Genomic DNA, 25,368 nt, shown 5'->3' with positions numbered 1-25,368 from the left:
GGTTTCCGGGTTCCCGGACGCCGGGCGCTCATCGCTCCTCCTCGCGGATCCGCTGGGCGGCGCGCAGCCGGGCGGGGGCGGCCCGACGGTTCTCGGCGACCTCCTCCTCGGTGGGCAGTTCCGCGCCGCGGGTCAGCAGCTTCAGCCGGGGCTGGTAGCGCTCGGGGACGACCGGCAGGCCGGGCGGCGCCGTGGTGGCGGCGCCCGCCGCGAACACCTGCTTGACCAGCCGGTCCTCCAGCGAGTGGTACGAGAGGACGGCGATCCGGCCGCCGACCGCGAGGCTCTGCACGGCCGCCGGAATGGCTCGCTCCAGGACGCTGAGCTCGCCGTTGACCTCGATGCGCAGCGCCTGGAAGGTCCGCTTGGCGGGGTTGCCGCCGGTGCGCTTGGCCGCCTGGGGCAGCGAGTCGCGGATCAGCTCGACGAGCCGGGCGCTGTTGCTGAACGGCTCCTTCTCGCGCTCGCGCACGATCGCGGAGACGATCCGCTTGGCCTGCTTCTCCTCGCCGTACGCCCGCAGGATCCGTACCAGCTCGCCCGGCGGGTAGGTGTTGAGCACCTCGGCCGCGCCGATGCCGGTCGTCTGGTCCATGCGCATGTCGAGCGGGGCGTCCTGGGCGTACGCGAATCCGCGGTCGGCCTCGTCCAGCTGCATGGAGGAGACGCCGAGGTCGAACAGGACGCCCTGGACCTTGGGGATGCCGAGCCTGTCGAGCACCTCGGGCAGCTCGTCGTACACGGCGTGCACCAGGGTGGCCCGGTCTCCGTACGCGGCGAGCCGCTCACCGGAGAGCCGCAGGGCCTCCTTGTCCCGGTCCAGCCCGATCAGCCGTACGGAGGGGAAGGAGGAGAGCAGTGCCTCGCTGTGCCCGCCGAGGCCGAGGGTGCAGTCGACGACCACAGGAGCCTGCGGGCCCGGCGCCTCCAGAGCCGGGGCCAACAGGTCCAGGCATCGCTGGAGCATCACCGGGACGTGTCGGGTCTGGCTCATGCGCCCTCTCAGGCTCAGGTCCCGTGTGGCCGCACGTACGGCCTGGTCCCCGCCCGCTCAGAAGGGGAGGTGGGCCGGCGCCGGGGAAGGGGCGTCGGCCGACCGCGAGCGGGAGAGGGCCGGGCCCGTACGTACGCCGCACACACAGGGGGAATCTACGGAATGTGCAGGGTGTCGGTAACTTCCCGTCACTTTAGTCCACCCTGCCATTCGATCGATTCCCGATCAATCAACCCGTCAGCGCGTCGCCCGGCCCCGTGTTCACCCGCTCGAAGCAACGGCTGTGAGGCTTGTGGGTTACCTCACAACAAGCCTCGTTGACGTTCTTTGTCCCTTCTCACAGCACGACGGGAGCAGGTGCGGGAGCTAACGTCATATCCATGTCGACTCCCGCACACTCTTCCGTCCGGTCTTCCGCGACCGATGCCGACCAGGCCCGTTCCGGGGCCACGGTCACCGATCGCCTCGTCGAGTCGAACGTCCGGTACGCCGCCGGATTCGAGGACCCGGGCATGGACGCCAAGCCGGTGCTGCGCGTCGCCGTGGTCGCCTGCATGGACGCCCGGCTCGACCTGCACGACGCACTGGGCCTGGCACTCGGCGACTGCCACACCATCCGCAACGCGGGCGGCGTGGTCACCGACGACGTGATCCGGTCGCTGACCATCAGCCAGCGGGCCCTCGGCACACGCAGCGTCATACTGATCCACCACACCAACTGCGGCCTGGAATCGATCACCGAGGAGTTCCGCCAGGAGCTGGAGGTGGAGGTCGGCCAGCGTCCGGTCTGGGCGGTCGAGGCGTACAAGGACGCCGACCAGGACGTACGGCAGTCGATGCAGCGCGTGCGCACCTCGCCGTTCCTGCTGCACACCGACGACGTCCGCGGCTTCGTCTTCGATGTGACCACCGGCCTGCTGCGGGAGATCCTTCCCGCCTTCTGACGTCCCGGACGCCGCCTCCCAGGAACCGAAAATCCTACCGGAACCGGCATTTCGCCCCCAGTTGTCCACAGGCGAGTGACACGAAGCGGTAACGGCAACAAGAATGCCCGTGTGACATCCCGCCGGACGCGTCCGAGGGGGTGTCCCTGTTTCGGGGTGGGCCGGACCGCTGCGCGCGTCGGCCCGTGAATGGGGTACCCCACGGCTCCTGGTGAGCGTGGGGCAGGGCCGAGGAGGGCCGGGTGACGACCTATGACGATCGAGCGAGCCTCACAGATCTGACCACGACTGCGGAGCGGGTGCGCAGGTCGGTGGAGAGCGTGATCGAGGGCAAGCCTGAGGTCGTACGGCTTTCGCTGACCGTGCTGCTGGCGGAGGGGCATCTCCTCATCGAGGACGTCCCCGGGGTCGGCAAGACGATGCTGGCCAAGGCACTGGCACGGTCCATCGACTGCTCGGTGCGACGCATTCAGTTCACACCGGACCTGCTGCCTTCGGACATCACCGGTGTGTCCATCTTCGACCAGCAGCGACGCGACTTCGAATTCAAACCGGGCGCGATCTTCGCCCAGATCGTGATCGGCGACGAGATCAACCGTGCCTCGCCGAAGACCCAGTCGGCGCTGCTGGAGTCCATGGAGGAGCGCCAGGTCACCGTCGACGGGCACAGTTACGAGCTGCCCGACCCGTTCATGGTGGTGGCCACCCAGAACCCGGTGGAGATGGAAGGCACCTATCCACTGCCCGAGGCCCAGCGCGACCGGTTCATGGCGCGGGTCTCGATCGGCTATCCGAGTGCGGACGCCGAGCTGCGGATGCTCGATGTGCACGGCGGCCTCCCGCCGCTCGACGACCTTCAGCCGGTGGCACACGCCCACGACATCGTGAAGCTGATCGACGCGGTGCGGACGGTCCATGTTGCCGACGCCGTGCGGCGGTACGCGGTGGAGCTCGTCGCGGCCACCCGCAGCCATCCCGATCTCCGGCTCGGCGCCTCGCCGCGGGCCACCCTGCACCTGCTGCGCGCGGCGAAGGCCTCTGCGGCACTGAGCGGCCGGGACTACTGCCTGCCGGACGATGTGCAGGCGCTGGCGGTCGCGGTGCTCGCGCACCGTCTGCTGCCGACGGCACAGGCCCAGCTCAACCGCCGTACCGCCGAGCAGGTCGTGCTGGAGATCCTCCAGCAGACACCGGTTCCGACCGCGGGCGGCGCCACCCAGGTGCAGCCGCAGCATCAGCCGGGCCGGACGGCGTACGGCCGGCAGCAGCCCGGCGCGCGGCGGGTGTGATGGCCGCCGGGGGGCCGGCCGCGATGGACGACGGCGGTGAGGGCGCTCTGCGAGCCGCTCTGAGCGGGCTGACCACCCGTGGGCGGTCCTTTCTGGCGGCCGGTATCGCCGCGGCGGTCTGCGCCTATGTGCTCGGGCAGGCTGATCTGCTGCGGGTCGGGCTGCTGCTCGCCGCGCTGCCGCTAGTCTGTGTGCTGGTGCTCGTCCGCACCCGTTACAGGGTCACGGGCACCCGGCGGCTCTCGCCGTCCAGGGTCCCGGCGGGCGCGGAGGCGCGGGTCCATCTGCGGATGGAGAACGTGTCACGGATGCCCACCGGGTTGCTGATGCTTCAGGACCGGGTGCCCTACGTGCTCGGGCCGCGTCCCCGGTTCGTGCTGGACCGGGTGGAGGCGGGCGGCCGCCGCGAAGTGTCCTACCGGGTGCGGTCGGATCTGCGCGGGCGCTATCCGCTCGGGCCGCTGCAGCTGCGGCTGAGCGATCCGTTCGGGATGTGCGAGCTGACCCGCTCGTTCAGCGCGTACGACACCCTCGTCGTCATTCCGCGGACCGAGCCGCTGCCGCCGGTGCGGCTGGCCGGCGAGGCCTCGGGATACGGCGATGGACGGCAGCGATCGCTGGCGCTGGCCGGTGACGACGACGTGATTCCGCGCGGCTACCGGCACGGCGACGATCTGCGCCGGGTCCACTGGCGCTCGACCGCGCGCTACGGCGAGCTGATGGTGCGCCGCGAGGAGCAGCCGCAGCGCGCCAGGTGCACGGTACTGCTGGACACCCGGCGCATCGCCTACCAGGGGGCGGGGCCCGACTCCGCCTTCGAGTGGGCAGTGTCCGGGGCCGCGTCCGCGCTGGTGCACATGCTGGAGCGCGGCTTCGCCGTCCGGCTGCTGACCGACGACGGGAACGCGGTGCCGGGCGAGGGCATGGGCGGTTTCGCCGGATCGACGCAGGAGTCCGCCGACTCGGCGGGTCTGATGATGGACACCCTGGCGGTGGTCGACCACTCCGACGGCAGCGGTCTGTCGCGCGCGTACGACGTGATGCGCGGCGGCAACGAGGGGCTGCTGATCGCGTTCTTCGGCGATCTGGACGAGGAGCAGGCGGCGGTGGCGGCGAGGATGCGGCAGCGCAGCGGCGGCGCCGTCGCGTTCGTGCTGGACAGCACGGACTGGGTGCAGGGCGATGTCCCGTTCGCCGGCGCGGAAGCGGCGTCCGAGCGACGGCTGCGGCTGCTGCGGGAATCGGGGTGGACGGCCGTGGCGGTTTCGCCCGGGACCGGGCTCGCCCGGTACTGGCAGCAGGCGGGGCACCAGGGCGTGGCGGCGCAGTCCGCCGCCACGGGCGGCACGACGGGTTTCTCCGGGGGATGGTCATGAGCGGTCGTGGTCGGCTGGCGCTGTGCGCCTTTGCGGCGACGCTGATGGCGGCGGCCTCGATGCTGCCGCTGGTCGAGCCGGCCGGGTGGATCCTGCAGGCGGCGTTCCTGCTGGCGGTCCAGAGCGGGATGGGCGCTCTGGTCCGCCGGGCGCCCGTGCCCCGCGTGCTGGTCCTCGCGGCGCAGGCGCTGGTCACGCTGGTCCTGCTGACGGTGGTGTTCGCCAGGCAGCAGGCGATGGCCGGTCTGCTGCCCGGCCCGGAGGCCGTCCAGCGGCTCGCGCATCTGCTGGCGTCGGGTGCCGAGGACGTCGGCAGGTATGCCGCCCCGGCTCCCGTGACGGACGGCATCCGGCTGATACTGATCGGCGGTGTGCTGCTGGTCGGCCTGGCGGTGGACGCCCTCGCGGTGACGTTCCGCAGCGCGGCCCCGGCCGGCCTGCCGCTCCTCGCCCTGTACTCGGTGGCCGCGGGGCTTTCCGGGGGCGGAGCGGACTGGCTCTGGTTCCTGCTGGCGGCCGGTGGCTATCTGCTGCTCCTGCTGGCCGAGGGCCGGGACCGGCTCTCCCAGTGGGGGCGGGTCTTCAGCGGTGCGGCCAGCAGGTCTCCGGGGGGTCCTGCGGTCGGTGCGGCGCTCTCGGGCAGCCGGCCGACGGCCCCGGTCCGTACCGGGCGCCGCATCGGTGCGCTGGCGCTGGGCGTCTCGCTGATCGTCCCGGCAGCGCTGCCGGCGCTCGAAGGCGGAATGCTTTTCGGTACGGGCGGCGGCGGGGGCGGCAAGGGGGGCGGCGGCACGATCTCCGCGGTGAACCCCCTGGTCTCGTTGCAGGACAATCTGAACCAGCCGGAGGACCGGCGGGTGATGTCCTACCGCACCAATTCCGGCGCCCCGCAGGACTTCTATCTACGGATCCTGGCCCTGGACCAGTTCAACGGGAGCGAGTGGCGGCCCTCCACGCGCCGTCTGAAGGACGTGCCCGAGCGGCTCCCGGCGCCGGAGGGCCTCGGCCCGGACGTGGCGGTCACCGAGGTCACGTCGAACATCTCCGCGTCCCGCTCGTACCAGCAGACCTATCTGCCGCTCCCCTACCCGGCGACCGAGGTCAGGATCAGCGGGCGCTGGCGGTACGAACCGGAGGGGCGGACGCTCGTGGGCGACCGCGGGGAGACCACCCGCGGTGCGCAGTACCGGGTCTCCAGTCTGATGGTCGAACCGACCGCCGAGCAGCTCGCCGGGGCGGGCCCCGCGCCGGCCGCTCTGCGGCGCGAGTACACCCGCGTTCCCGGTTCGCTGCCGGAGGTGGTCGAAGAGACCGCGAACAGGGTGACCAAGGGCGCCGCCAACGATTACGAGCGGGCGGTGAAGCTGCAGGACTACTTCGCCTCGAACGGCGGCTTCACCTACGACACCTCGGTGAACTCGGGCACCGGGAGCGCGGCGATCAGCCGGTTCCTGAAGGACAAGCAGGGTTTCTGCGTCCACTTCTCCTTCGCGATGGCCGCGATGGCCCGGACGCTGGGCATTCCGGCCCGGGTCGCGGTGGGCTTCACCCCCGGCACCGAACAGTCGGACGGTTCGGTCTCGGTGGGGCTGCGCGACGCTCATGCCTGGCCCGAGCTGTATTTCCAGGGCGTCGGGTGGACCCGTTTCGAGCCGACTCCGACGCGGGGCACCACGCCGCCGTACACCCGGCCGGATGTGCCCGCGGGCGACACGGAAGCCCCGGCCCTGCCGGAGAAGGGCTCCTCGGCGGCTCCCTCGATCGCACCGTCCGTCCCGGACAGCTGCCCGGCGCAGATGCGCAAGCAGGGCGAGTGCGGCAGCCAGGCGGCGCCGGGCGTGACACCTCCGACGGTCTCCGGGACACCGGCGAGCACCGTCGTCGGTGTGGTCCTGGTCGCCGTGGTGCTCCTCGCACTGCCCCTGTTGCCGCTGCTCTGGCGGCTGCGGGCACGCAGGCGGAGGCTGGGTCTCTCCGCCGGGCGTACGCCGGTGCGCGGCCGGGCCGCGGCGTCAACGACCGGGCAGGGCACCGCCGGCGCCGATCGGGGCCGGGGCATCGAATCGCCCCCGCCGTCGCACGCGACGGCCGGAACGCTCGCGGCCTGGCAGGAGATCACCGACACCGCCTGGGACCACGGCATCGAACCGGACGACTCCCGGACCCCGCGCAAGGCGGCGGACCGGGTGGTGCGGCTGGGACGGCTCGAACCCGATGCGGCCGAGGCGGTGCACCGGGTCGCCGGGGCGGTGGAGCAGGTGCTCTACGCCCCGGAGCCCCGGGCGAGCACCGGTCTTGCCGAGGACGTGGAGACGGTACGAGCCGGTCTGCGGGCAGCCGCCGACCGCTTCACCCGGATCCGGGCGATCGTGGCACCACGCTCGGCCGTTCGGGTGATCTGGGCGGCCTCGGACCGCTGGGCAGCCTTCACCGCCAGGTTCACGGCGCTGTGGGACCGCGACCGGTGGGCGGGGTGGCTACGGCGGCCATCACGCCAGCAGGGCTGACCGGGGGCTGCTGGGGCTGCTGAGAGCAGTCGGGACTATCGGGGGCCGCCGGGGCAGCCGGGTGCCGGGACTGCCTGGGCTACCGGACAGCCGGGTGCCGGAGCGACGGAGCGACCGGGGGCAGCCGGGACTGCGGGGGCAGCCGGAGCTGCCGGAGCTGCCTGCGCTGCCTGCGCTGCCTGCGCTGCCTGCGCTGCCTGCGCTGCCTGCGCTGCCTGCGCATGATCCGCGACGTGGCGGCCTGTGGCCCGCCACCTGTGACCCGCCACCGGTCCCCCATCGCGGGACGACTCCGGCAGCCGCACCGGGGCCGCACCGCAGCTTTCACCCGGCATCGGGCATGTGGTACTCCCGGGGCACACTCCCCCGGGCACACCCGCACGAAGGCACACCCGCAGACCGGTCAGCCCGATGCGTCCCTCCGCGGCCACTCGCCCCTGGCACACGCGACGGTCCCGGCGCACATGACCGTGACGGTCCCAGCACGTACGACGGCCCCGGGCACACATGAGGGGCGGCCGCGAAGACGCGGCCGCCCCTCACCCAAGTGTGTCCGAGGACCTAGTGGCCCTGCTCGTCGCGGCGGCGCTGCCACCGCTGCTCGATGCGGTTCATCACGGTCCGGCGTTGCCTGGGCCGGCCGCGCTCGCCAGCGCCTCCGGCTGCCGGATGCTCGCCCGGTTTGGGCGCCTTGCGCCAACCAGTGACCGCAAGGACCGCGCAGCCCAGCATGACGAGGAAACCCACCACGCTGATCCAGATCTGCTGGGCGACCATTCCGGCCATGAGGAGCGCGATACCCACCAGGAAGCCTGCGACCGCCTGGTAGACCCGTCGCCGGGTGTACGTACGCAGCCCGCTTCCCTCGAGCGCTGTCGCGAACTTGGGATCTTCGGCGTACAGCGCTCGCTCCATTTGCTCGAGCATTCGCTGCTCGTGCTCCGAGAGCGGCACGGAGTCCTCCTCGTCGTCGGCCGCGGGGGGCGGCCGGTATGCGGCCCTTCCAGGATAGGCAGGGAATCGCCCCCGTGAAACCCGCCTTCTTGCCCATCAGCCAGTCCGGGCCGCCACGACGGCTCAGCTGCTGAGGCGTTGATTCCCCAACCTCCGATCCGTCATGCCGGATGGTGTCCCCCGATCATACGGGGCGAAGCCCCCGATCGGGGGGCCTGGTGTGTACTCCGTCTGCCGCTGCGTTGCTGATCAGCCGCGCTACGGCCGAGCTACCACCGGACCGGACCGCACTCAGGCGCGCTTGGTGCCCAGAACGTGCAGCTGCGTCGCGACCGAGTGGAAGGCGGGCAGCTCGGCGGCGGCGGACTCCAGCTTGAGCAGCGCCTCCACGGCACCGGGCTCGGTGTCCACCAGGACGCCCGGCACGAGGTCCGCGAAGATCCGTACGCCGTGGACCGCGCCGACCTCGACGTCGGCGGCGGAGACCAGCTCCGTGAGCTGCTCCGCGGTGTAGCGCCGAGGCACCGGGTCGCCTTCGCCCCAGCGGCCCGCCGGGTCGCCGAGCGCCTGCCGGGCCTCGGTGAAGTGACCGGCGAGCGCCCGGGCCAGGACGGCCCCGCCGAGCCCTGCGGCGAGCAGGCTGAGCGCACCGGACGGCCGGAGCGCCGCCACGGCATTGCGTACGCCTTCGGCCGGGTCGTCCACGTACTCCAGGACGCCGTGGCACAGCACCGCGTCGTACCCACCGCGCTCGACCACCTCGAACAGGCCGTGGATGTCGCCCTGGACGCCGCGGACCCGGTCGGCGACCCCGGCCTCGGCCGCGCGGCGCTCCAGCGCGAAGAGCGCGTTGGGGCTGGGGTCGACGACCGTGACGCGGTGGCCGAGGCGGGCGACCGGCACCGCGAAGTTGCCGGTGCCGCCGCCGGTGTCCAGGACATCCAGGGCGTCCCTGCCGGTCGCCTTCACCCGGCGGTCGAGGGCGTCCTTGAGGACCTCCCAGACCACGGCGGTACGGAGGGAGGCGCGGGGGCGCAGCGGGTCCGACACGGCAGATGACTCCTCGGCACGGTGCCGCCTGTGACGGCGGAGCGTGAACAGTGCAGGTGGTACGAGCGATGCCCACCCTATTGCCTCACACCGCCGCTGCCGTCATCCTGCGTCGGGCCGCTCCCTCCTGGCCTGCGGGAGCACCGGCTGGAGTACCAGCAGCCGCTCGACCAGACGCAGGAACATCGCCGCGTCGCGCAGCAGGTCGTCGGCGTCCCGTCGGCTGGCGGCACCCGGTATACCGGCTTCCGCGCGTGCCCGGCGGCGGGCACCGGAGGCGAACAGCGCGCTCCACTCGGTCAGCTCGGGAGCTATTTCGGGCAGGATCTCCCAGGCGCTTCGGATGCGCTCCCGGCGCCGTCCGGACGTCACAGGGCGGGCCCGGGCGGCGAGCACCGCGGCCGCGGTGCGCAGCGCCGCGAGGTGGGCGGTGGCATACCGCTCGTTCGGCACATCGAGAACGGCGGCCTCGTCGAGGCCGGAGCGGGCCTTGGCGAGCAGATCGAGGGCGGCGGGCGGCGCCGTGGTGCGGCGCAGAACGGGGTGGACATCGCTTGCCGGGCCGGTCAGTGAGGGGGCAGGGCCGTCTGCGCGGCGCCGGGGTGCGGCTGCTGCGGACGAGTGGGCCATGACGAAACCTCCTGTCTCGTGTAACGGCTCCGTGGCCGTATGTATCCATCGTGAGGGGCACCACTGACAATCGACCTCGAACCCTCTCCGACCTGCGCTTTTGCTTCGTTCGCAAGTTCGGGCTACATTTTTGAACTGACCAGTCAGTTCAAAACAGGGGGAGGGTCTGTGGACAGCCCGCACGGGGCATCCGTCACCGCCGAGGATTTCGGCCTCAAGGGGCCGCGCGGCTGGGCCTTCCGGGGCATGGCGATCGATGCCGGGCCCGGCTCACTGGTGGCGATCGAGGGCCCCTCCGGCTCGGGCCGCACCTGTCTGCTGCTCGCTCTCACCGGCCGGATGCGCCCCACCGAGGGCCACGCGAAGATCGGCGGGCTGCGGCTGCCGCGCAAGATGGCCGCCGTACGCCGCATCGCCGCACTGGGCCCCGTCCCCGGGGTCAGCGAGCTCGACCCGGCCTTCACCGTCGCCGAGCACCTGCGCGAGCGGGCCCTGCTCCAGCGCCGCTACGACGGTTCGCTGCGCGCCCTGCTGCGCCCGCGTGCCGAGCGGATCGCCGCGGCCCAGGGGCGGATCGACGCGGCACTGGATGCCGCCGGATTCGACCCGGCCGCCCTGCCGAAGGCCGAGCGGACCTCCGTACGGGACCTGGAGCGGCTGGAGGCACTGCGACTCTCCATCGCCCTCGCACTGATCGGCGGCCCACGGCTGCTGGCGGTGGACGACACCGATCTCAAGCTCTCCGACGCCGAACGCACCGAGGCCTGGGAGCTGCTGCGGTCCGTCGCGGCAGGCGGCACGACCGTTCTCGCCGTCTGCAGCCAGGCCCCCGAGGACGCGATCACCCTGCGCACGGACGCCGCTGCCGAGGAAAACACGACCGGGGCAGACACCACCGGGGAAGACACGACCGAGGAAGGAACGGCCGATGCGTTCGCCGAGACTGGCCGCGCTTGAGCTCAAGCGCTTCGGCAGGGGAAAGCTGCCGCGCGCCGCACTCGTCGCACTGCTGCTCCTGCCGCTGCTCTACGGCGCGCTGTATCTGTGGTCCTTCTGGGACCCGTACGGCCGCCTCGACAAGATCCCCGTCGCACTGGTCAACAACGACAAGGGCGCCACCGCCGCCGGCAAGCGCATCGCGGCCGGGGACGAGATCACCGGCAAGCTCCTCGACTCCAAGGTCTTCGACTGGCACGAGGTGAGCTCCGCCGAGGCCGACAAGGGCGTCGAGGAGGGTACGTACTACCTCTCGCTCACCATGCCGTCGGACTTCAGCAAGCGGATCGCGTCCAGTTCGGGCGACTCCCCCGAGACCGGCGCTCTCCAGGTGCGGACCAACGACGCCAACAACTACATCGTCGGGCAGATCTCCCGGACGGTCTTCTCCGAGGTGCGCACCGCCGCGTCGACCAACGCCTCGCGCGGCTTCTACGACCGGATCTTCATCAATTTCTCCGACCTCCACGACGCGACGGCGAAGGCCGCCAAGGGAGCCGACGACCTCAAGGGCGGCATCGGCAAGGCCAAGAAGGGATCGGAGGATCTCGCGGACGGGCTGAAGGACGCCAAGGCCGGCAGCGGCCGGCTGGCCGGCGGGATCGTCAAGCTGAACAAGGGCGCGGGTGACCTGGAGACCGGCTCCCGGCAGGTGGCCGACGGCACCCAGCAGCTCGCCGACAAGGTGAACGGGGTGGCGGCCGACGTCCGCCCGTTCCTGAAGGACAACGGCAAGTCGATCGGCGACACCGCACGGCTGGTCTCCGATTCCTCGCAGACCGTGCTGAAAAACCTCGACCTGCTGGTGAAGGCGGCGCCCACCGCGGCCACCGCCGCCCACACGGCCTCCGACGACCTGGCCGAGATCCACCGCACCACCTGCGTGGACCAGCAGCCCGACGACCCCGATGTCTGCCCGCCGCTCAAGCGCGCCACAACCGCGGCGGCCGATGTCGCGAAGGTCGCCGACGACGTGAACGTACTGGTCACGAACCAGAACGGGGACCTGAAGAAGCTGCGCACCCAGCTGGCCACGCTCCAGCGGCAGGCCGATGACCTGGCCGAGCATGCACCGCATCTGGACGAGGACCTGGAGTCCGCCGTCAAGAAGGTCAACGCGCTCAACACCGGCGCCCACAAGGTCGCCAAGGGAGCCGACGACCTGCACACCGGCCTGGCCACGGCCAGGACCGGCTCCGCCGATCTGGACTCCGGCGTGAGCGACCTCAAGAAGGGCGCGACGAACCTGGACAGCGGGCTGATCCGGCTGGGCGACGGCTCGACCACTCTCGCCGAGGGGCTCAACGACGGCGTCGGCAAGATCCCCGACTACGACAAGAAGGACCGCGACGCCCGTACCGGGGTCATGGCCGACCCGGTGCAGTTGGCCTCCCAGTCGCTGCACGCGGCCCCCAACTACGGCACCGGCTTCGCGCCGTACTTCATCCCGCTCTCCCTCTGGGTCGGCGCGATGGTGGCCTACATGCTGATCCAGCCGCTCAACCGGCGCGCGCTCGCCGCCGGGGCCTCCGCCTGGCGGATCGCGTTCGCGGGCTGGCTGCCGGTGGCCGCGATCGGTCTGCTCCAGGTGGCGGCCCTGATGTCCGTACTGCACTGGGGGCTCGGTCTGCAGATGACCCGCGCCGCCGGAACGGTCGGCTTCCTGGCACTGGTGACCTGCTGCTTCGCGGCGATCGTGCAGTGGCTGAACGCCCGGTTCGGAGCCGCGGGACGGATTCTCGTACTGGCGGTGCTGATGCTCCAGCTGACCTCGGCCGGGGGCACGTATCCCGTCCAGACCAGCCCCGGGTTCTTCAACGCGATCCACCCCTACCTGCCGATGAGTTACATCGTCGAGGGGCTGCGCCGGCTGATCACGGGCGGCGGCCTGGGCCCGGTCTGGCAGGGCAGCGCGGTGTTGCTGGCCTTCACGGCGGGGGCGCTCGCCCTGACCGCGGTCGCCGCGCGCCGCAAGCAGGTGTGGACCCTGGACCGGCTCCATCCGGAGCTGAGCCTGTGAGCACTCCGGAACCTGTGAGAATCGGGGGCATGGAAAGCAGCAGCACCACCCGGCGCCGGGCCACCCGGCAGAAGCTCTACGAGGCGGCCGTGACCCTCATCGCCGAGAAGGGCTTCTCGGCGACCACGGTGGACGAGATCGCCGAGCGTGCCGGAGTCGCCAAGGGCACGGTCTACTACAACTTCAAGAGCAAGACCGAGCTCTTCGAGGAGCTGCTGCGTCACGGCGTCGGACTGCTGACGGCCTCGCTGCGCTCCGCGGCCGAGGAGACCGAGGAGCGCGGCGGCACCCGGGTCGAGGCCCTGGACGCGATGATCCGGGCCGGCCTGGTCTTCATCGACCGCTATCCCGCCTTCACCCAGCTGTACGTCGCGGAGCTGTGGCGCACCAACCGGGCCTGGCAGGGCACCCTCCTGGTGGTACGTCAGGAGGCCGTCGCGGTGGTCGAGGGGGTGCTGCGCGAGGGTGTGGGCAACGGTGAGCTGAGCGAGGAGATCGACATCCCGCTGACGGCTGCCGCGCTGGTCGGCATGGTGCTGGTGGCGGCCCTGGACTGGCAGGCGTTCCAGCCGGAGCGCTCGATCGACGATGTGCACTCGGCGCTGTCCCTGCTCCTGCACGGACGGGTCAGCGGGCGCTGACCGGCCCGGCCGGACGCTTGGCGGTGCGGGCGCTCGGCAATACGGAAGACGCCGGTCCGGCGAGGCTCGATCCCCCCGAGCCTCCGCCGGACCGGCGTCTTCCGTGCTGCCGGAGAGCCTTCCCCCGTGATCGCGTTCCCCCGTGGTCCCGGGCTCTCCGTCGTACTCCCCCGTGCTTCCCCCGTTTTCCCTCGTGCCGGAGGGAGCGCCGCGACCGTTCCGCCGCCCCGTGTCGGCGGTGCGGGAGCCGCGCCCCTCTCCGTGCTTCCACTCTCCCGTCCGCGCAGGTGGGAGCCCATCCGCACACCTACTCATCTCCTCGTCTAGTTACGGGTACTCAGGTCTGCGCACCGAACCCCTCCCCGGCGTTACGCCATCTGGTTACGATCGCGTCCGTGTCCGTACTTCCTCTGGTATTCACAAGCGGCTGGGCGAGCGGGATCAACTCCTACGCGGTGGTCCTGCTGCTCGGCGTCTTCGGCGCGACCGGTCTGAGCGACGAGGTGCCCGCATCGCTGCAACGCACCGATGTCCTCGTGGTGGCCGGCGTGCTCTTCCTGTGCGAGGTGGTGACGGACAAGATCCCGTACGTGGACACGGTCTGGGACTCGGTGCACACCGTCGTCAGGCCCCTCGCCGGCGCCGTCGTGGCCGCGCTGCTGGCCGGCGAGAGCGGTTCGCTGCCGGAGCTCGCGGCGGCGGCGGTCGGCGGTTCCACCGCGCTGATGAGCCATCTGGTGAAGGCGGGCACCAGGATGGCGGTCAACTCCTCCCCCGAGCCGTTCAGCAATATCGTCGTCAGCATCGCCGAGGACCTGGGCGTCGCAGGGATCGTCACCTTCGCGATATTCCATCCGGTGGCGGCCGCGGTCATCGCGGGGACGCTGTTGCTGCTGGGCATCGTCATAGTGGCCTTCCTCGCTTCCAGAATCCGCCGGTACCTGCGCCGCAGGGCCCAGCGGCGGGAGGAGAAACGCCTGGCCGGAGCGAGTTCGCACCAGCCACCGGGGTGACTGTCGGTGGTGGCCGTTAAGGTCACTGACATGGCACGTATTGCGGTGATCGGCGCTGGGATGGGCGCGATGGCGGCGGCCGCCCGGCTCGCCGTGGCAGGCCACCGGGTGACGGTGTACGAGCGGTCGCAGACCTTCGGCGGCTCGGTCGGCCGGTATGCCCATGAGGGCTTCGTCTTCGACACCGGTCCGGCGCTGCTGCATCTGCCCGCCGTCTACCGCGACTTGTTCGTGAAGACCGGCAAGGAGCCGCTGGAGCGGTGCGTCACCATGACCCAGGTCGATCCGGCGAGCCGTCATCTGTTCGCCGACGGCACGGCGGTCTCGCTGCCGAACGCCTCACGGGCCGGGGTCGTCTCCGCGCTGGACGGCGCGCTCGGCGGCGGTGCGGGCGCGACCTGGGGCGAGTTCATGGACCGGGCGCGCGATGCCTGGGACAGGTCCCGGCGCCCGCTCCTGGAGGAACCCTTGCGCGCCGACCGGCAGGTGCTCGGCCGTGATCCGTATCCGGCGCTCCGGCAGCGCCGCCTGCTGCGCTCCGCCCGGCAGGCGGGCACGGTCGCGGAGGTCGGCGCATGGGAGCTGGCGGACCCCCGGCTGGCCGCGCTGCTCGACGGATACGCCCTGTCGTACGGGCTCGACCCGATGCGCGCCCCGGCTGCGGCCGCCCTGCTGCCGTACATGGAGGAGACGTTCGGCAGCTGGTACGTCTCGGGTGGGATGCGGGCGCTGGCGCAGGCGGTGTACGAGCGGTGTCTGGCCCGGAAGGTGGAGTTCGTCTTCGGCGCCGAGGTGGCCCGGGTCGTCGAGAAGGACGGCCGGGCGGCGGGCGTGGAGCTCGTGGACGGGACGGTCGCGGAGCTCGTGGACGGGACGGTCGCGGAGGCCGGCCATGTGGTGCTGGGGGCCCGGCCCCGGCCGGGGCTGGTGCCCGGTCAGGAGCTTCGGCAGGACGGCGATGTGACGGCGCGGCCGGGGCAGGGGGCGGTTCCGGGCCGGTTCATGGTTCTGCTCTCGTTGCGCGGCGCCCGGCCCTCGGACGCCGTGCACCGGACGGTGGTCCATGCGGCGGACGGTGCGGCGGAGCGCGAGGCGGTGTTCGGCGGCCGGCTCGCCGAGCGTCCCACCGTGACGGTGCTGCGCCCCGACGACCCGTCGACCCGCCCCGACGACGGCCACGAAGCGGTGACGCTGATGGCGACGGTCGCCCCGCACGGGGCGGTGGACTGGACAAACCCGGCGGTGCGCGAGCGGTGCGCCGATTCACTGATCGAGGCGGCGGGCGCGGCCGTGCCGGGGATACGGGAGCGGCTGCTCCGGGCCGAGGTGCGGACACCGGCCGAGACGGCCGCCGACACCGGCGCCGAGGGCGGCTCGGTGCCCGCACCCGCGCTGGCCGGAGCTGGCGGCGCGTATCTGCACCCGGGCAATCGCACCCGGCTGCCGGGGCTCTACGCCGCGGGCGGCTGGTCGCATCCGGGCGGCGGGCTCGCGCACGCGGGCATGTCCGGTGCACTGGTGGCCGGGCTGATCGTGGAGGGCGACGGCTTCCGCGGCTCGCAGTGACCCGGGGAGCCGTCCGCCGGGCCCGGCCGCGGACCGGTGGCCCCGGGCGGCCTGCCCGCCGTCAGTAGCGGTACTGCTGCTCGTCGTAGCCGTTGCCGTTGTTGTAGCCGTTCGGGTACGGGGCGGGCTGTGCGGGCGGTTCCGGCGGTGCGACCGGGTACTGCTCGCCCTCGCGCTGCTGCGGGACCCAGACACCGCCCGGCGGAGTGTCGGAGGCGTACTGCTGGGCGTACGGGTCGGCGGTGTGGTCCTGCCGGCCGCCGAAGCTGTCGTAGCCGTTGCCGTAGCTGTCGTACGCGTCGTACTGCGGAGAGCCGCCGGTGGTGCCGGTCCCGATGTACGGGTCGGAGTAGGCGGCGTACTGCTGCCGTTCGGTGCCGTAGTCGTACTGCCCGGCGAGCGGGTCCTGACCGGCGTAGGCGTCCTGGCCCGGCGCCGCGTACGCGGAGGGGTCGGCGTACGGGTCGTAGGCGGCGTACTGGGGCTGCTGCTGGGGCTGGTCCTGCCGGCCCTGCTCCTGCTGGGACCGGTGCTGGTCGGAGTAGACGCCGTACTGCCCGGTGTCGTCCGGCATCGGCTCGGGTTCGTAGACCGCGGCGGCCGGGGTTCCGGGGGCCGCGGGCTGCGGAGCCCCCTCGTCGTACGCCATCTCCAGGTCCGACACCTGGAGGGTGGGCCCGCGGCCCTCCCGGTCACCGCCGCCGCGGCGACGACGGCTCTCGCCCGGGCTGCCTCCTATGGCCCAGCCGGTGGAGAAGCCGCGCCGGAAGGAGAGCGTGACGTACGTCTGACCGGTCGCGAAGGCGATCGTGCCGAGGACGATGACGAACACCGACGGCATCAGCACGCCGACGACCACGATGCCGAAGCCCGCGAAGGCGAGCAGCCGCCATCGAAGGCGCGCCTTGTACTGCAGGAGCACCTCGCCGAGCAGCCACAGCGCGACGATTCCGAACGCGATGTAGAGGACTGTCCAGCCCATGCCCGCCCCCTCCTACGGCCACCCCCCGGGTCGCGGCGGGTACGGCCGGTCACGACTGCTTGTGCAGTCCGAGATTTTCGTAGATTTCGAGCGTCGCCGTCGAGTTGTTGAGCGTGATGAAGTGCAGTCCGGGCACACCCTCGGATCGCAGCCTCGCGCAGAACTGCGTTGCGAAGTCGATGCCAATGGAGCGTACAGCGGCGGGATCGTCCTTGGCGGCGAGGATGCGTTCTTTCAGGGACGAGGGGAAAGACGCGTTGCTGAGCTGGGCGAATCTGTCCAGCTGTTTGACGCTGGTGAGCGGCATGACCTCGGGAATGATCGGGGTTTCGCAACCCGCAGCGACCACCCGGTCACGCATACGCAAATAGTCCTCCGGATTGAAGAACATCTGGGTGATCGCATAGTCGGCACCGGCACGGCACTTTTCCACGAAATGCCGGATGTCGGTGTCCCAGTCGGTCGATCGCGGGTGCATCTCGGGAAATGCCGCGACGCCGACACAGAAATCGCCGGATTCCTTGATGAGCCGGACGAGATCGGCCGCGTACCGCACACCCTGCGGGTGCTCCACCCATTCGCCCATCGGGTCGCCCGGCGGGTCTCCGCGCACGGCGAGGATGTTCCTGATCCCGGCGTCCGCGTACTGCCCGACCATGTTGCGCAGTTCGGCGACGGAGTGGTTGACCGCCGTGAGGTGGGCGACCGGGGTGAGCGTGGAATCGGCCGCGATCTGCTCGGTGGCCTTCACCGTCCCGGCCCGGGTGGACCCACCGGCCCCGTAGGTCACGGAGACGAAACTCGGCCGCACCGCCTCGACCCGGCGCAGCGCGTTCCAGAGGTTCCGCTCGCCCTTCTCGGTCTTGGGTGCCCAGAACTCGAACGAGTACGAGGTCTTGCCGGTCGCGAGAAGCTCACGCACCGTGTGTGCGTGATCTGTCCTGGTGGATGGTGTGCCAAGGGCCATACCGGCAGGTTAACCAGAGCGCGACGCCCGATGGACCGGACCAGCGGGAATTGCCCGAATTGACTGGTTGTCTGTCCACACTTCGGACAGTCGGCCGGATATCGCCTCCGCACCGGCCGGACACCGCTTCCGGCCCGTCGTCCGGATCACGCCGCGACGCGCGCCCTGATCCTCCTGGCCAGGTCGGCGGTGGCGGCGGCCGGGTCGGCGGCCTCGGTGATCGCCCGGACGACGACGACCCGGCGGGCCCCGGCGTCCAGCACCTCGTCGAGATTGCCGGCGTCGATCCCGCCGATGACGAACCAGGGGCGCGGCTGGTCGAGCGAGGCGGCGTACCGCACCAGGTCCAAACCGGGGGCGTGGCGTCCGGGCTTGGTGGGGGTGGGCCAGCACGGACCGGTGCAGAAGTAGTCCACGCCGGGCTCGGCGACGGCCGCGTCGACCTCGGACCGGGCGTGTGTGGAGCGGCCGATCACCACGTCCTCGCCGAGGACGGCGCGGGCGGCGGGCACCGGCAGGTCCCCCTGGCCGAGGTGCAGCACATCGGTGCCGATGGCATGGGCGACGTCGGCCCGGTCGTTCACCGCGAGGAGCTTGCCGTGGCGCCTGCACGCCTCGGCGAGGACGGCCAGGTGATCGAGCTCCTCGGCCGCCTCCATGCCCTTGTCGCGGAGCTGGACGATGTCCACTCCCGCGCCGAGGACGGCGTCGAGGAACGCGGGGAGGTCGCCCTGGCGCCTGCGGGCGTCCGTGCACAGATAGAGCCGGGCGTCGGACAGCAGCGCGCGAGGCGTGGACATGGTGCGGTTCCCCCTGGGAGAGCGTGGTGGAGCGGGCTGTCGCCCGGGCGGTGAGGGGCGCGGGCCGCGCGGTGTCGCGCGGCCCGCCCCCCTCACATACGGCCGGCCGTCAGACGGCGAGCGCCTGGGCGCGGCGCTTCACCTCCGTGCCGCGATTCTCGCTCAGTGCCTGGGCGGGGGTGCCCGGCAGGGTCGGGTCGGGGGTGAAGAGCCACTCGAGCATCTCTTCGTCGTTGTAGCCGTCGTCCCTCAGGAGCGTCAGGGTGCCGGAGAGGCCCTTGACCACCTTGTCGCCGTCGATGAAGGCGGCAGGCACCTGGAGCGTCCGGTTCTCACCACGCCGTACGGCGATCAGCTGGCCCTCCTTGACCAGCTGCCGCACGCGCGTCACCTCGACATCGAGCATTTCGGCGATGTCGGGCAGGTGCAGCCAGGCGGGGACGAGAGCATCGGTCTTTGCGTCAATCTCGGTCACGGGGACAAGCCTGCCATCCCGCACCGACAGTCGATACCCGGACTCGGCTCTTCAGGGCCTCGCGGAGCACGTCTGCGAGGCGGCGGTGACCCGGGCGACGGTGGCCTGCCGCGGGCCACCGTCGGCTACTGACGGATCGCCGACTTCAGCGGTACGGAGGGGTCGGCGGCCCGTACCGGATCGAGCCGCGCCCCCGCCTCGATGAGCTTGCGGCCCTGCGCCAGATCACGTGGCCGGCCGACGGCGAGCACCGCGACCAGGACGTCGTCGCGCAGCCAGCACACCGACCAGGCGGGTCCGGCCGGATCGCCGCGCCACAGCAGGGTGTCGGCGCTCCCGTGGTGGCCCGCGTACTGCACGAACCGGTCGAACTGCTCTGACCAGAAGTACGGCACCGGGTCGTACGTCACCGGCTCCGGGGCCTCGCCGGCCGCCGCCTGGACGATGTTGGCGGCGGCGGTGCGCGGGCCCTGGAGCGCGTTGTCCCAGTGGTGGACGAGCAGGCGTTCGCCGTAGCGGGCGGAGGGGAACGAGGCGCAGTCGCCGACCGCGTACACATCGGGCGCCGAGGTGCGCAGCGCCGCGTCGGCGGTCACCGATCCGTCGGGGCCGAGCGCGATGCCGGAGCCGGTCAGCCAGCCGGTGGCGGGCCGGGCGCCGATTCCGACGACCACCGCTCCGGCCGGGACGGTACGGCCGTCCGCGAGGATCACCCGGCCCGGCTCCACGCTCTCGACCCGGGCCCCGGTGAGGAGTTCGGCGCCGATCTCCGCGTACCAGGCGGCCATCGGGGCGGCGACCTCCGCGGGCATCGCGCCCGCCAGGGGCCGGTCGGCGGCCTCGACGACGGTGACGGCGCAGCCGGCGGCGCGGGCCGCGGTGGCGAACTCGGCGCCGATCCAGCCCGCACCGACGACCACGACGCCGTGCTGCTGGTCGAGGACCGGCCGCAACCGTGCCGCGTCGTCGAGGGTGCGCAGCAGATGGACGCCGGGAACGCCCTCGGTGCCGGGCAGGACGACCGGTTCGGCGCCGGTCGCGATCACCAGGCTGTCGTAGGGAACGGGCCCTGACGGGGTGTCCAGTTCGTGCGCGCCCGGCCGCACTCCGGTGACCTCACGACCCAGTTGCAGATCGATGTCCAGCGCCTCGAAATCGATGTCGAAGGCGGAGTCCTCGGCCTTGCCGAGCAGCACCGCCTTGGACAGCGGGGGCCGGTCGTAGGGCTGGTGCGGTTCGGCGCCGATCAGGGTGACGGGGCCGGTGAAGCCCAGTTCCCGCAGGGCCACCGCGGTCTGCACCCCGGCCATGCCCGCACCGACGACGACCACGCGGTGTCCTGCCCGCCGGTCCGGCTGCTCTGACTGCTGCTGATCGCTCACCCGTACACCATAAGCACCTGACTGATCGTCAGGAAAGGGCGAGTTCCTCGACCGTGCTCGTCCCGCTGCCCTCCTGCGACTCCCACGCCCACCGCTCGTCCAGCCGGACCCGGCCGTCCGGGAGGTCGACGACGGTGGAGACGCAGTGGCCGCACGAGGTCGTCCCGTCCTGCTTCAGCTGGACGTACCGGAAGTCGAGGGTGTCGCCGTCCCTGGTACCGACGAGATGGCCGCGCACCACGTCGCCGCCCGCGTACTCGGCCCAGATCCGGCCGTCCTCCTCGTGGTACGTGAAGCGGGTACGGGTGCCGACCTGGCCGGGCGCCTGGTCGGCGACCGGGGCGAGGACGATTCCGTCGAGCGAACGGGCCACGGCGACCGCTCCTTCACTGGTCCGGTGGGACGGGGTCTAGGGTGGCCAACGTAAAACACTCGCGGGAGCCCGGACGCACCGGGCTGAGAGGGAGGCTGGGCGGCCTCCGACCGTACGAACCTGATCCGGGTCATGCCGGCGAAGGGAGGGGCTGGAGCCTATGCGTTCTTCTCGGAACGGAAACGGATCCGATGTCCTGGTCATCGGGGGCGGGATCATCGGCCTGGTGACGGCCTGGCGGGCCGCGCAGCGCGGACTGCGCACGGCGGTCGCCGACCCCGAACCGGGTGGCGGTGCCGCGCGGGTGGCGGCCGGCATGCTGGCCGCCGTCACCGAACTCCACTACGGCGAACAGCTGCTGCTGGCCCTCAACGTCGCCTCGGCGGCCCGCTATCCGGCCTTCGTGGCCGAGCTGGAGGCGGCGAGCGGGCAGGAGACCGGTTTCCGTGCCTGCGGCACCCTGGCCGTCGCGCTGGACTCCGACGACCGCGCCCATCTGCGGGAGCTGCACGCCCTCCAGCAGCGTTCGGGCCTCGAGTCGGAGTGGCTCACCGGCCGTGAGTGCCGCCGCCTGGAGCCGATGCTCGCGCCGGGCGTCCGGGGCGGCCTCCGGGTCGACGGCGACCACCAGATCGATCCCCGCCGACTGGCCGCCGCCCTGCTGACCGCCTGCGAGCGGGCCGGGGTGGTCTTCCACCGCGGCCGGGTGGAGCGCCTGAGCGTGGTGGGCGACCGGGCCGTCGGGGCGGTGCTCGCCGGGGGTACGGAGCTGACGGCCGACCAGGTCGTGCTCGCCGCGGGCAGCCTCAGCGGACGGCTGCCCGGGCTGCCGGACGAGGTGGTGCCGCCGGTCCGGCCGGTGAAGGGCCAGGTGGTACGGCTGACCGTGCCCGCCCGGTACGCGCCGTTCCTGAGCCGGACGGTCCGGGCCGTGGTCCGGGGCGGCCATCTCTATCTCGTACCGCGCGAGAACGGCGAACTGGTCGTCGGCGCCACCAGCGAGGAAATGGGCTGGGACACCACCGTCACCGCGGGTGGCGTCTACGAGCTGCTGCGGGACGCCCACGAACTGGTCCCCGGCATCACCGAACTGCCGCTCACCGAGACCCTGGCCGGTCTTCGCCCCGCCTCCCCCGACAACGCCCCGCTGCTCGGCCCCACCGCCCTGCCCGGCCTCCACCTCGCCACCGGCCACCACCGCAACGGGGTGCTGCTCACCCCCATCACCGGTGACGTCATGGCGGAGCTCCTCACCGGCGGCGAGCCGCCCGAGCAGGCCCGCCCCTTCACCCCGCACCGTTTCTCCTCCACCGCCGCCCCCGTACGTCAGGAGCAGCCCGCATGACCGAGCCCGCACCGTTCTCCGGGGCCACCGCCCTCTCCGTCTCCGTGAACGGCGAGGTCCGCAGCCTCGCCGGGGGCACCACCCTGGCGGCGCTCGTCGCCACGCTCACCACCGCGCACTCCGGTGTCGCGGCCGCCGTCAACGAGACCGTCGTACCGCGCGGCCGGTGGTCCGCCACCGCGCTCCTCGACGGTGACCGCGTCGAGGTCCTGACCGCGGTCCAGGGAGGCTGATCATGCCGGACGACCTCTTCGCCCTCGGCGACACCACGTTCGGCTCCCGGCTGATCATGGGGACGGGCGGGGCGGCCGGCCTCGACGTGCTGGAACGCTCCCTGACCGCCTCCGGCACCGAGCTGACCACCGTCGCGATGCGCCGCCTCGACCCGACCGTGCAGGGCTCGGTGCTCTCCGTCCTGGAGCGGCTCTCCATCCGCGTGCTGCCGAACACGGCCGGCTGCTTCACCGCGGGCGAGGCCGTGCTGACCGCCCGGCTGGCCCGCGAGGCGCTCGGCACCGACTGGATCAAGCTGGAGGTGGTGGCCGACGAGCGGACCCTGCTGCCGGATCCGGTCGAGCTGCTGGACGCCGCGGAGATCCTGGTGGACGACGGCTTCACCGTGCTGCCGTACACCAATGACGACCCGGTGCTGGCCCGCAGGCTCCAGGACGTGGGGTGCGCGGCGGTGATGCCGCTCGGCTCCCCCATCGGCTCCGGGCTCGGCATCCGCAATCCGCACAACTTCCGGCTGATCGTCGAGCAGGCCCGGGTTCCGGTGATCCTCGACGCGGGTGCCGGGACGGCCTCCGACGCGGCACTGGCGATGGAGCTGGGGTGCGCGGCGGTGATGCTGGCGTCCGCGGTGACCCGGGCCCAGGAGCCCGAACTGATGGCCGCGGCGATGCGCCATGCGGTGGAGGGCGGGCGGCTGGCGTACCGGGCCGGCCGGATTCCGCGCCGCCACTTCGCCGAGGCGTCGTCGCCGGTGGAGGGGCGAGCGGTGCTGGACCCGGAGCGGCCGGCCTTCTGAGCCGCCGATACGGCGGTGGAACGCGTGCCCCTGTCACGGCTCGGCTTCAGTACTGCCCCGGGACAGCCCCGGCCCGTGGGTCGTGTCCGTGGCGGCTCGTAGACTCGCCTGCGTGGATACGACCCTCCAGGACCCTCTCGTCGGGCAGCTGCTCGACGGCCGTTACCGCGTCGATGCCCGCATCGCCGTGGGCGGCATGGCCACGGTCTACCGGGCCGTGGACACCCGGCTCGACCGGGTGCTCGCCCTCAAGGTGATGCACCCGGCGCTGGCGACCGACGCCTCGTTCGTCGAGCGCTTCATCCGCGAGGCCAAGTCGGTGGCCCGGCTCGCGCACCCCAATGTGGTCGCGGTCTTCGACCAGGGCGCCCAGGGGCAGTACGTCTACCTCGCGATGGAGTACGTCGCGGGCTGCACCCTGCGCGACGTACTGCGCGATCGCGGTGCCCTTCAGCCGAGGGCCGCCCTGGACATCCTGGAGCCGGTGCTCGCCGCGCTCGGCGCCGCGCACCGGGCGGGCTTCGTGCACCGCGACATGAAGCCGGAGAACGTCCTGATAGGGGACGACGGCCGGGTCAAGGTCGCCGACTTCGGACTCGTACGCGCGGTGGGCACCGTCACCAACACCACCGGGTCCGTCCTGGGCACGGTCTCCTATCTCGCCCCCGAGCAGATAGAGAACGGCACGGCGGACACCCGCACCGATGTGTACGCCTGCGGTGTCGTCCTGTACGAGATGCTGACCGGCTCCAAGCCGCACGGCGGCGACACCCCCGCCCAGGTCCTCTACCAGCACCTCAACGAGGCCGTCCCGCCGCCGTCGGCCGCCGTCCCGGAGCTGCCGGCCGAGCTCGACGACCTGGTGGCGAGCGCCACCGCCCGCAACCCCGAGGTCCGCCCGTTCGACGCGGTGGCGCTGCTCGCCGAGACCCGTGCGGCCCGCTCCGGCCTCACCGACGCCCAGCTGGACGCCGTACCGCCGCAGGCCACCGCCGAGGTGCACGACGCCGCCGAGGACCGCACCAGCGTGATCCCGCGGCTGCTCCCGGCCGGCCAGGGCGTCTCGCACCACACCAGCCGGCTGGAGATGCCCCCGCCGGTGCCGCCGCGGGCCACGCCGGAGGACCGGCGCCGCCGCGGACCGCGGCGCTCGGTCATCGCCGTGGTCGTCGCCGTGCTGCTGGCGCTGGGGATCGGCACCGGTGTCTGGTACATCAACTCCGGGCAGTTCACCCGGGTCCCCTCACTGCTCGGCCAGACCGAGAAGGACGCCCGGCAGCGGCTCTCGAAGGCCGGTCTGGAGCTCAAGGGCGTCGACCGGGCCTACAGCGACACCGTGGAGCGCGGCAAGGTCATCAGCAGCGACCCGGGGTCCGGCGACCGCGTCAGGGGCAACGACGCGGTGAAGCTCGTCGTCTCGCGCGGCCCCGAGACCGTGAAGGTGCCCGACCTCCGGGACCTCTCGATCGCCGACGCCAGGCGTGAGCTGAAGAAGGCCGGCCTGGTTCCGGGCATGGTCACCAAGGAATTCAGCGAGGAGACGGTCCGGGGCGACGTGATCCGTACGGACCCGGCGGCGGGCACCGAGCGCCACCCGGACTCGGCGGTCGCCCTCCACGTCAGCAAGGGCGCTCCGGTATCCGTCCCCGACGTGAGCGGGCTGTCCGTCGAGGACGCCACCGCCGCGCTGGCGGACGAGGGGCTGAAGGCCAGGGTGCTGCCCGACCGGGTCAATTCCCCCGAGGACGCGGGCGACATCACCCGGCAATCGCCGGGCGCGGGCTCCGAGGCCGCCGAGGGCGACACCATCGAGCTCACGGTCTCCGACGGACCGCGGATGATCGACGTCCCCGACGTCACCGGCAAGGACGTCGACGAGGCCACGAGCGAGCTCAAGGACGCGGGCTTCGAGGTCAAGGTCGACCGCCCGTTCCTGTCCTTCAGCGACACCATCGCGAGCCAGTCCGTCGACGGCGGCGATCAGGCCCCCGAGGGCAGCACCATCACCATCAAGACCAAGGGACTCTAGATCCA

The 25,368-nt window shown here is 72.1% G+C and carries 23 protein-coding genes and 1 riboswitch; of the genes, 13 read left to right on the top strand and 10 right to left on the bottom strand.

The window, feature by feature from the left end; genetic code table 11:
* Positions 1-28: 28 nt before the first annotated feature.
* Positions 29-994: a 16S rRNA (cytosine(1402)-N(4))-methyltransferase RsmH gene (rsmH, locus tag OHA19_RS29455; protein WP_405711806.1), complete on the bottom strand. Its 966-nt coding sequence runs from the start codon at positions 992-994 to the stop codon at positions 29-31.
* 380 nt (positions 995-1,374) lie between these two features.
* On the opposite strand from rsmH, the gene OHA19_RS29450 reads away from it, so the two are divergent.
* From OHA19_RS29450 to OHA19_RS29435, 4 genes are all read left to right on the top strand, one after another.
* Positions 1,375-1,938 (top strand): beta-class carbonic anhydrase, encoded by a 564-nt coding sequence (locus tag OHA19_RS29450; RefSeq protein ID WP_405711808.1) that lies wholly within the window; start codon positions 1,375-1,377, stop codon positions 1,936-1,938.
* Positions 1,939-2,180: 242 nt separating this feature from the next.
* Entirely contained in the window at positions 2,181-3,227 is a 1,047-nt protein-coding gene (locus tag OHA19_RS29445) for an AAA family ATPase (RefSeq protein WP_405711809.1), read from the top strand.
* Entirely contained in the window at positions 3,227-4,603 is a 1,377-nt protein-coding gene (locus OHA19_RS29440) for a DUF58 domain-containing protein (protein ID WP_405711811.1), read from the top strand. Before OHA19_RS29445 ends, OHA19_RS29440 begins: the two co-directional genes overlap by 1 nt.
* Positions 4,600-7,110: a DUF3488 and DUF4129 domain-containing transglutaminase family protein gene (locus OHA19_RS29435; RefSeq protein WP_405711813.1), complete on the top strand. Its 2,511-nt coding sequence runs from the start codon at positions 4,600-4,602 to the stop codon at positions 7,108-7,110. The genes OHA19_RS29440 and OHA19_RS29435 overlap by 4 nt, the downstream gene beginning before the upstream one ends.
* A gap of 561 nt (positions 7,111-7,671) precedes the next feature.
* Here the strand turns inward: OHA19_RS29435 and OHA19_RS29430 are convergent.
* From OHA19_RS29430 to OHA19_RS29420, 3 genes are all read right to left on the bottom strand, one after another.
* The gene (locus tag OHA19_RS29430; RefSeq protein ID WP_405711817.1) at positions 7,672-8,064 is read right to left on the bottom strand and encodes a DUF3040 domain-containing protein; all 393 of its coding nucleotides are present in this window, start codon (positions 8,062-8,064) and stop codon (positions 7,672-7,674) included.
* A 291-nt stretch (positions 8,065-8,355) separates the two neighbouring features.
* Positions 8,356-9,114, bottom strand: a complete 759-nt coding sequence (locus OHA19_RS29425) for a class I SAM-dependent methyltransferase (protein ID WP_405711819.1) — start codon at positions 9,112-9,114, stop codon at positions 8,356-8,358.
* Between the two features lie 102 nt (positions 9,115-9,216).
* Positions 9,217-9,744 (bottom strand): SAV_6107 family HEPN domain-containing protein, encoded by a 528-nt coding sequence (locus OHA19_RS29420; RefSeq protein WP_405711821.1) that lies wholly within the window; start codon positions 9,742-9,744, stop codon positions 9,217-9,219.
* A gap of 168 nt (positions 9,745-9,912) precedes the next feature.
* Between OHA19_RS29420 and OHA19_RS29415 the strand changes: the two genes are divergently transcribed.
* The 5 genes from OHA19_RS29415 (at position 9,913) to OHA19_RS29395 (ending at position 15,980) form a co-directional block, all read left to right on the top strand.
* A complete protein-coding gene (locus OHA19_RS29415) occupies positions 9,913-10,701 on the top strand; it encodes an ATP-binding cassette domain-containing protein (protein ID WP_405711823.1) in 789 nt (262 codons plus the stop codon).
* Positions 10,673-12,760, top strand: coding sequence for a YhgE/Pip family protein (locus OHA19_RS29410; protein ID WP_405711825.1), 2,088 nt, complete (start codon positions 10,673-10,675; stop codon positions 12,758-12,760). The genes OHA19_RS29415 and OHA19_RS29410 overlap by 29 nt, the downstream gene beginning before the upstream one ends.
* Positions 12,761-12,789: 29 nt before the next feature.
* A complete protein-coding gene (locus OHA19_RS29405) occupies positions 12,790-13,401 on the top strand; it encodes a TetR/AcrR family transcriptional regulator (protein WP_266420416.1) in 612 nt (203 codons plus the stop codon).
* A gap of 395 nt (positions 13,402-13,796) precedes the next feature.
* The gene (locus tag OHA19_RS29400) at positions 13,797-14,414 is read left to right on the top strand and encodes a DUF4126 domain-containing protein (RefSeq protein WP_405711826.1); all 618 of its coding nucleotides are present in this window, start codon (positions 13,797-13,799) and stop codon (positions 14,412-14,414) included.
* A 30-nt stretch (positions 14,415-14,444) separates the two neighbouring features.
* Entirely contained in the window at positions 14,445-15,980 is a 1,536-nt protein-coding gene (locus OHA19_RS29395; protein ID WP_405752207.1) for a phytoene desaturase family protein, read from the top strand.
* Positions 15,981-16,041: 61 nt separating this feature from the next.
* Here OHA19_RS29395 and OHA19_RS29390 read toward each other — a convergent pair whose 3' ends face one another.
* From OHA19_RS29390 to OHA19_RS29365, 6 genes are all read right to left on the bottom strand, one after another.
* Positions 16,042-16,962, bottom strand: a complete 921-nt coding sequence (locus tag OHA19_RS29390; RefSeq protein ID WP_405711829.1) for a hypothetical protein — start codon at positions 16,960-16,962, stop codon at positions 16,042-16,044.
* 49 nt (positions 16,963-17,011) lie between these two features.
* On the bottom strand, positions 17,012-17,929 hold the full coding sequence (gene metF, locus OHA19_RS29385; RefSeq protein ID WP_405711830.1) for a methylenetetrahydrofolate reductase [NAD(P)H]: 918 nt from the start codon (positions 17,927-17,929) through the stop codon (positions 17,012-17,014).
* A 146-nt stretch (positions 17,930-18,075) separates the two neighbouring features.
* A complete protein-coding gene (gene thiE, locus OHA19_RS29380) occupies positions 18,076-18,729 on the bottom strand; it encodes a thiamine phosphate synthase (RefSeq protein ID WP_405711832.1) in 654 nt (217 codons plus the stop codon).
* A 109-nt stretch (positions 18,730-18,838) separates the two neighbouring features.
* A complete protein-coding gene (locus tag OHA19_RS29375; RefSeq protein ID WP_397798601.1) occupies positions 18,839-19,204 on the bottom strand; it encodes an Rv2175c family DNA-binding protein in 366 nt (121 codons plus the stop codon).
* 125 nt (positions 19,205-19,329) lie between these two features.
* Entirely contained in the window at positions 19,330-20,586 is a 1,257-nt protein-coding gene (locus tag OHA19_RS29370; RefSeq protein WP_405711833.1) for an NAD(P)/FAD-dependent oxidoreductase, read from the bottom strand.
* Positions 20,587-20,614: 28 nt separating this feature from the next.
* On the bottom strand, positions 20,615-20,959 hold the full coding sequence (locus tag OHA19_RS29365) for a hypothetical protein (RefSeq protein ID WP_405711835.1): 345 nt from the start codon (positions 20,957-20,959) through the stop codon (positions 20,615-20,617).
* Positions 20,960-21,010: 51 nt separating this feature from the next.
* Positions 21,011-21,123, top strand: a riboswitch (TPP riboswitch).
* On the opposite strand from OHA19_RS29365, the gene thiO reads away from it, so the two are divergent.
* From thiO to pknB, 4 genes are all read left to right on the top strand, one after another.
* Entirely contained in the window at positions 21,120-22,304 is a 1,185-nt protein-coding gene (thiO, locus tag OHA19_RS29360; protein WP_405752204.1) for a glycine oxidase ThiO, read from the top strand. It overlaps the preceding riboswitch by 4 nt.
* Positions 22,301-22,537 carry a sulfur carrier protein ThiS gene (thiS, locus tag OHA19_RS29355; RefSeq protein WP_405711839.1) on the top strand — a complete coding sequence of 79 codons (237 nt, stop codon included), beginning with the start codon at positions 22,301-22,303 and terminating at the stop codon, positions 22,535-22,537. The genes thiO and thiS overlap by 4 nt, the downstream gene beginning before the upstream one ends.
* A gap of 2 nt (positions 22,538-22,539) precedes the next feature.
* On the top strand, positions 22,540-23,334 hold the full coding sequence (locus tag OHA19_RS29350) for a thiazole synthase (RefSeq protein WP_405752202.1): 795 nt from the start codon (positions 22,540-22,542) through the stop codon (positions 23,332-23,334).
* A 112-nt stretch (positions 23,335-23,446) separates the two neighbouring features.
* Entirely contained in the window at positions 23,447-25,363 is a 1,917-nt protein-coding gene (gene pknB, locus OHA19_RS29345) for a Stk1 family PASTA domain-containing Ser/Thr kinase (protein ID WP_405711843.1), read from the top strand.
* Positions 25,364-25,368: the final 5 nt, after the last annotated feature.

Source organism: Streptomyces sp. NBC_00012 (assembly GCF_045040875.1).
Classification (GTDB): domain Bacteria; phylum Actinomycetota; class Actinomycetes; order Streptomycetales; family Streptomycetaceae; genus Streptomyces.
The sequence above is the reverse complement of the archived record's forward strand: the minus strand, read 5'-3'. Positions and strand labels throughout refer to the sequence as shown.

Coding starts and splice junctions, on each gene's coding strand:
- OHA19_RS29410 (WP_405711825.1), top strand. CDS start 10,673: ATGCGTTCGCCGAGACTGGCCGCGCTTGAGCTCAAGCGCTTCGGCAGG.
- OHA19_RS29450 (WP_405711808.1), top strand. CDS start 1,375: ATGTCGACTCCCGCACACTCTTCCGTCCGGTCTTCCGCGACCGATGCC.
- metF (WP_405711830.1), bottom strand. CDS start 17,929: ATGGCCCTTGGCACACCATCCACCAGGACAGATCACGCACACACGGTG.
- OHA19_RS29395 (WP_405752207.1), top strand. CDS start 14,445: ATGGCACGTATTGCGGTGATCGGCGCTGGGATGGGCGCGATGGCGGCG.
- rsmH (WP_405711806.1), bottom strand. CDS start 994: ATGAGCCAGACCCGACACGTCCCGGTGATGCTCCAGCGATGCCTGGAC.
- thiE (WP_405711832.1), bottom strand. CDS start 18,729: ATGTCCACGCCTCGCGCGCTGCTGTCCGACGCCCGGCTCTATCTGTGC.
- thiO (WP_405752204.1), top strand. CDS start 21,120: ATGCGTTCTTCTCGGAACGGAAACGGATCCGATGTCCTGGTCATCGGG.
- OHA19_RS29405 (WP_266420416.1), top strand. CDS start 12,790: ATGGAAAGCAGCAGCACCACCCGGCGCCGGGCCACCCGGCAGAAGCTC.
- OHA19_RS29390 (WP_405711829.1), bottom strand. CDS start 16,962: ATGGGCTGGACAGTCCTCTACATCGCGTTCGGAATCGTCGCGCTGTGG.
- OHA19_RS29435 (WP_405711813.1), top strand. CDS start 4,600: ATGAGCGGTCGTGGTCGGCTGGCGCTGTGCGCCTTTGCGGCGACGCTG.
- thiS (WP_405711839.1), top strand. CDS start 22,301: ATGACCGAGCCCGCACCGTTCTCCGGGGCCACCGCCCTCTCCGTCTCC.
- OHA19_RS29440 (WP_405711811.1), top strand. CDS start 3,227: ATGGCCGCCGGGGGGCCGGCCGCGATGGACGACGGCGGTGAGGGCGCT.
- OHA19_RS29350 (WP_405752202.1), top strand. CDS start 22,540: ATGCCGGACGACCTCTTCGCCCTCGGCGACACCACGTTCGGCTCCCGG.
- OHA19_RS29420 (WP_405711821.1), bottom strand. CDS start 9,744: ATGGCCCACTCGTCCGCAGCAGCCGCACCCCGGCGCCGCGCAGACGGC.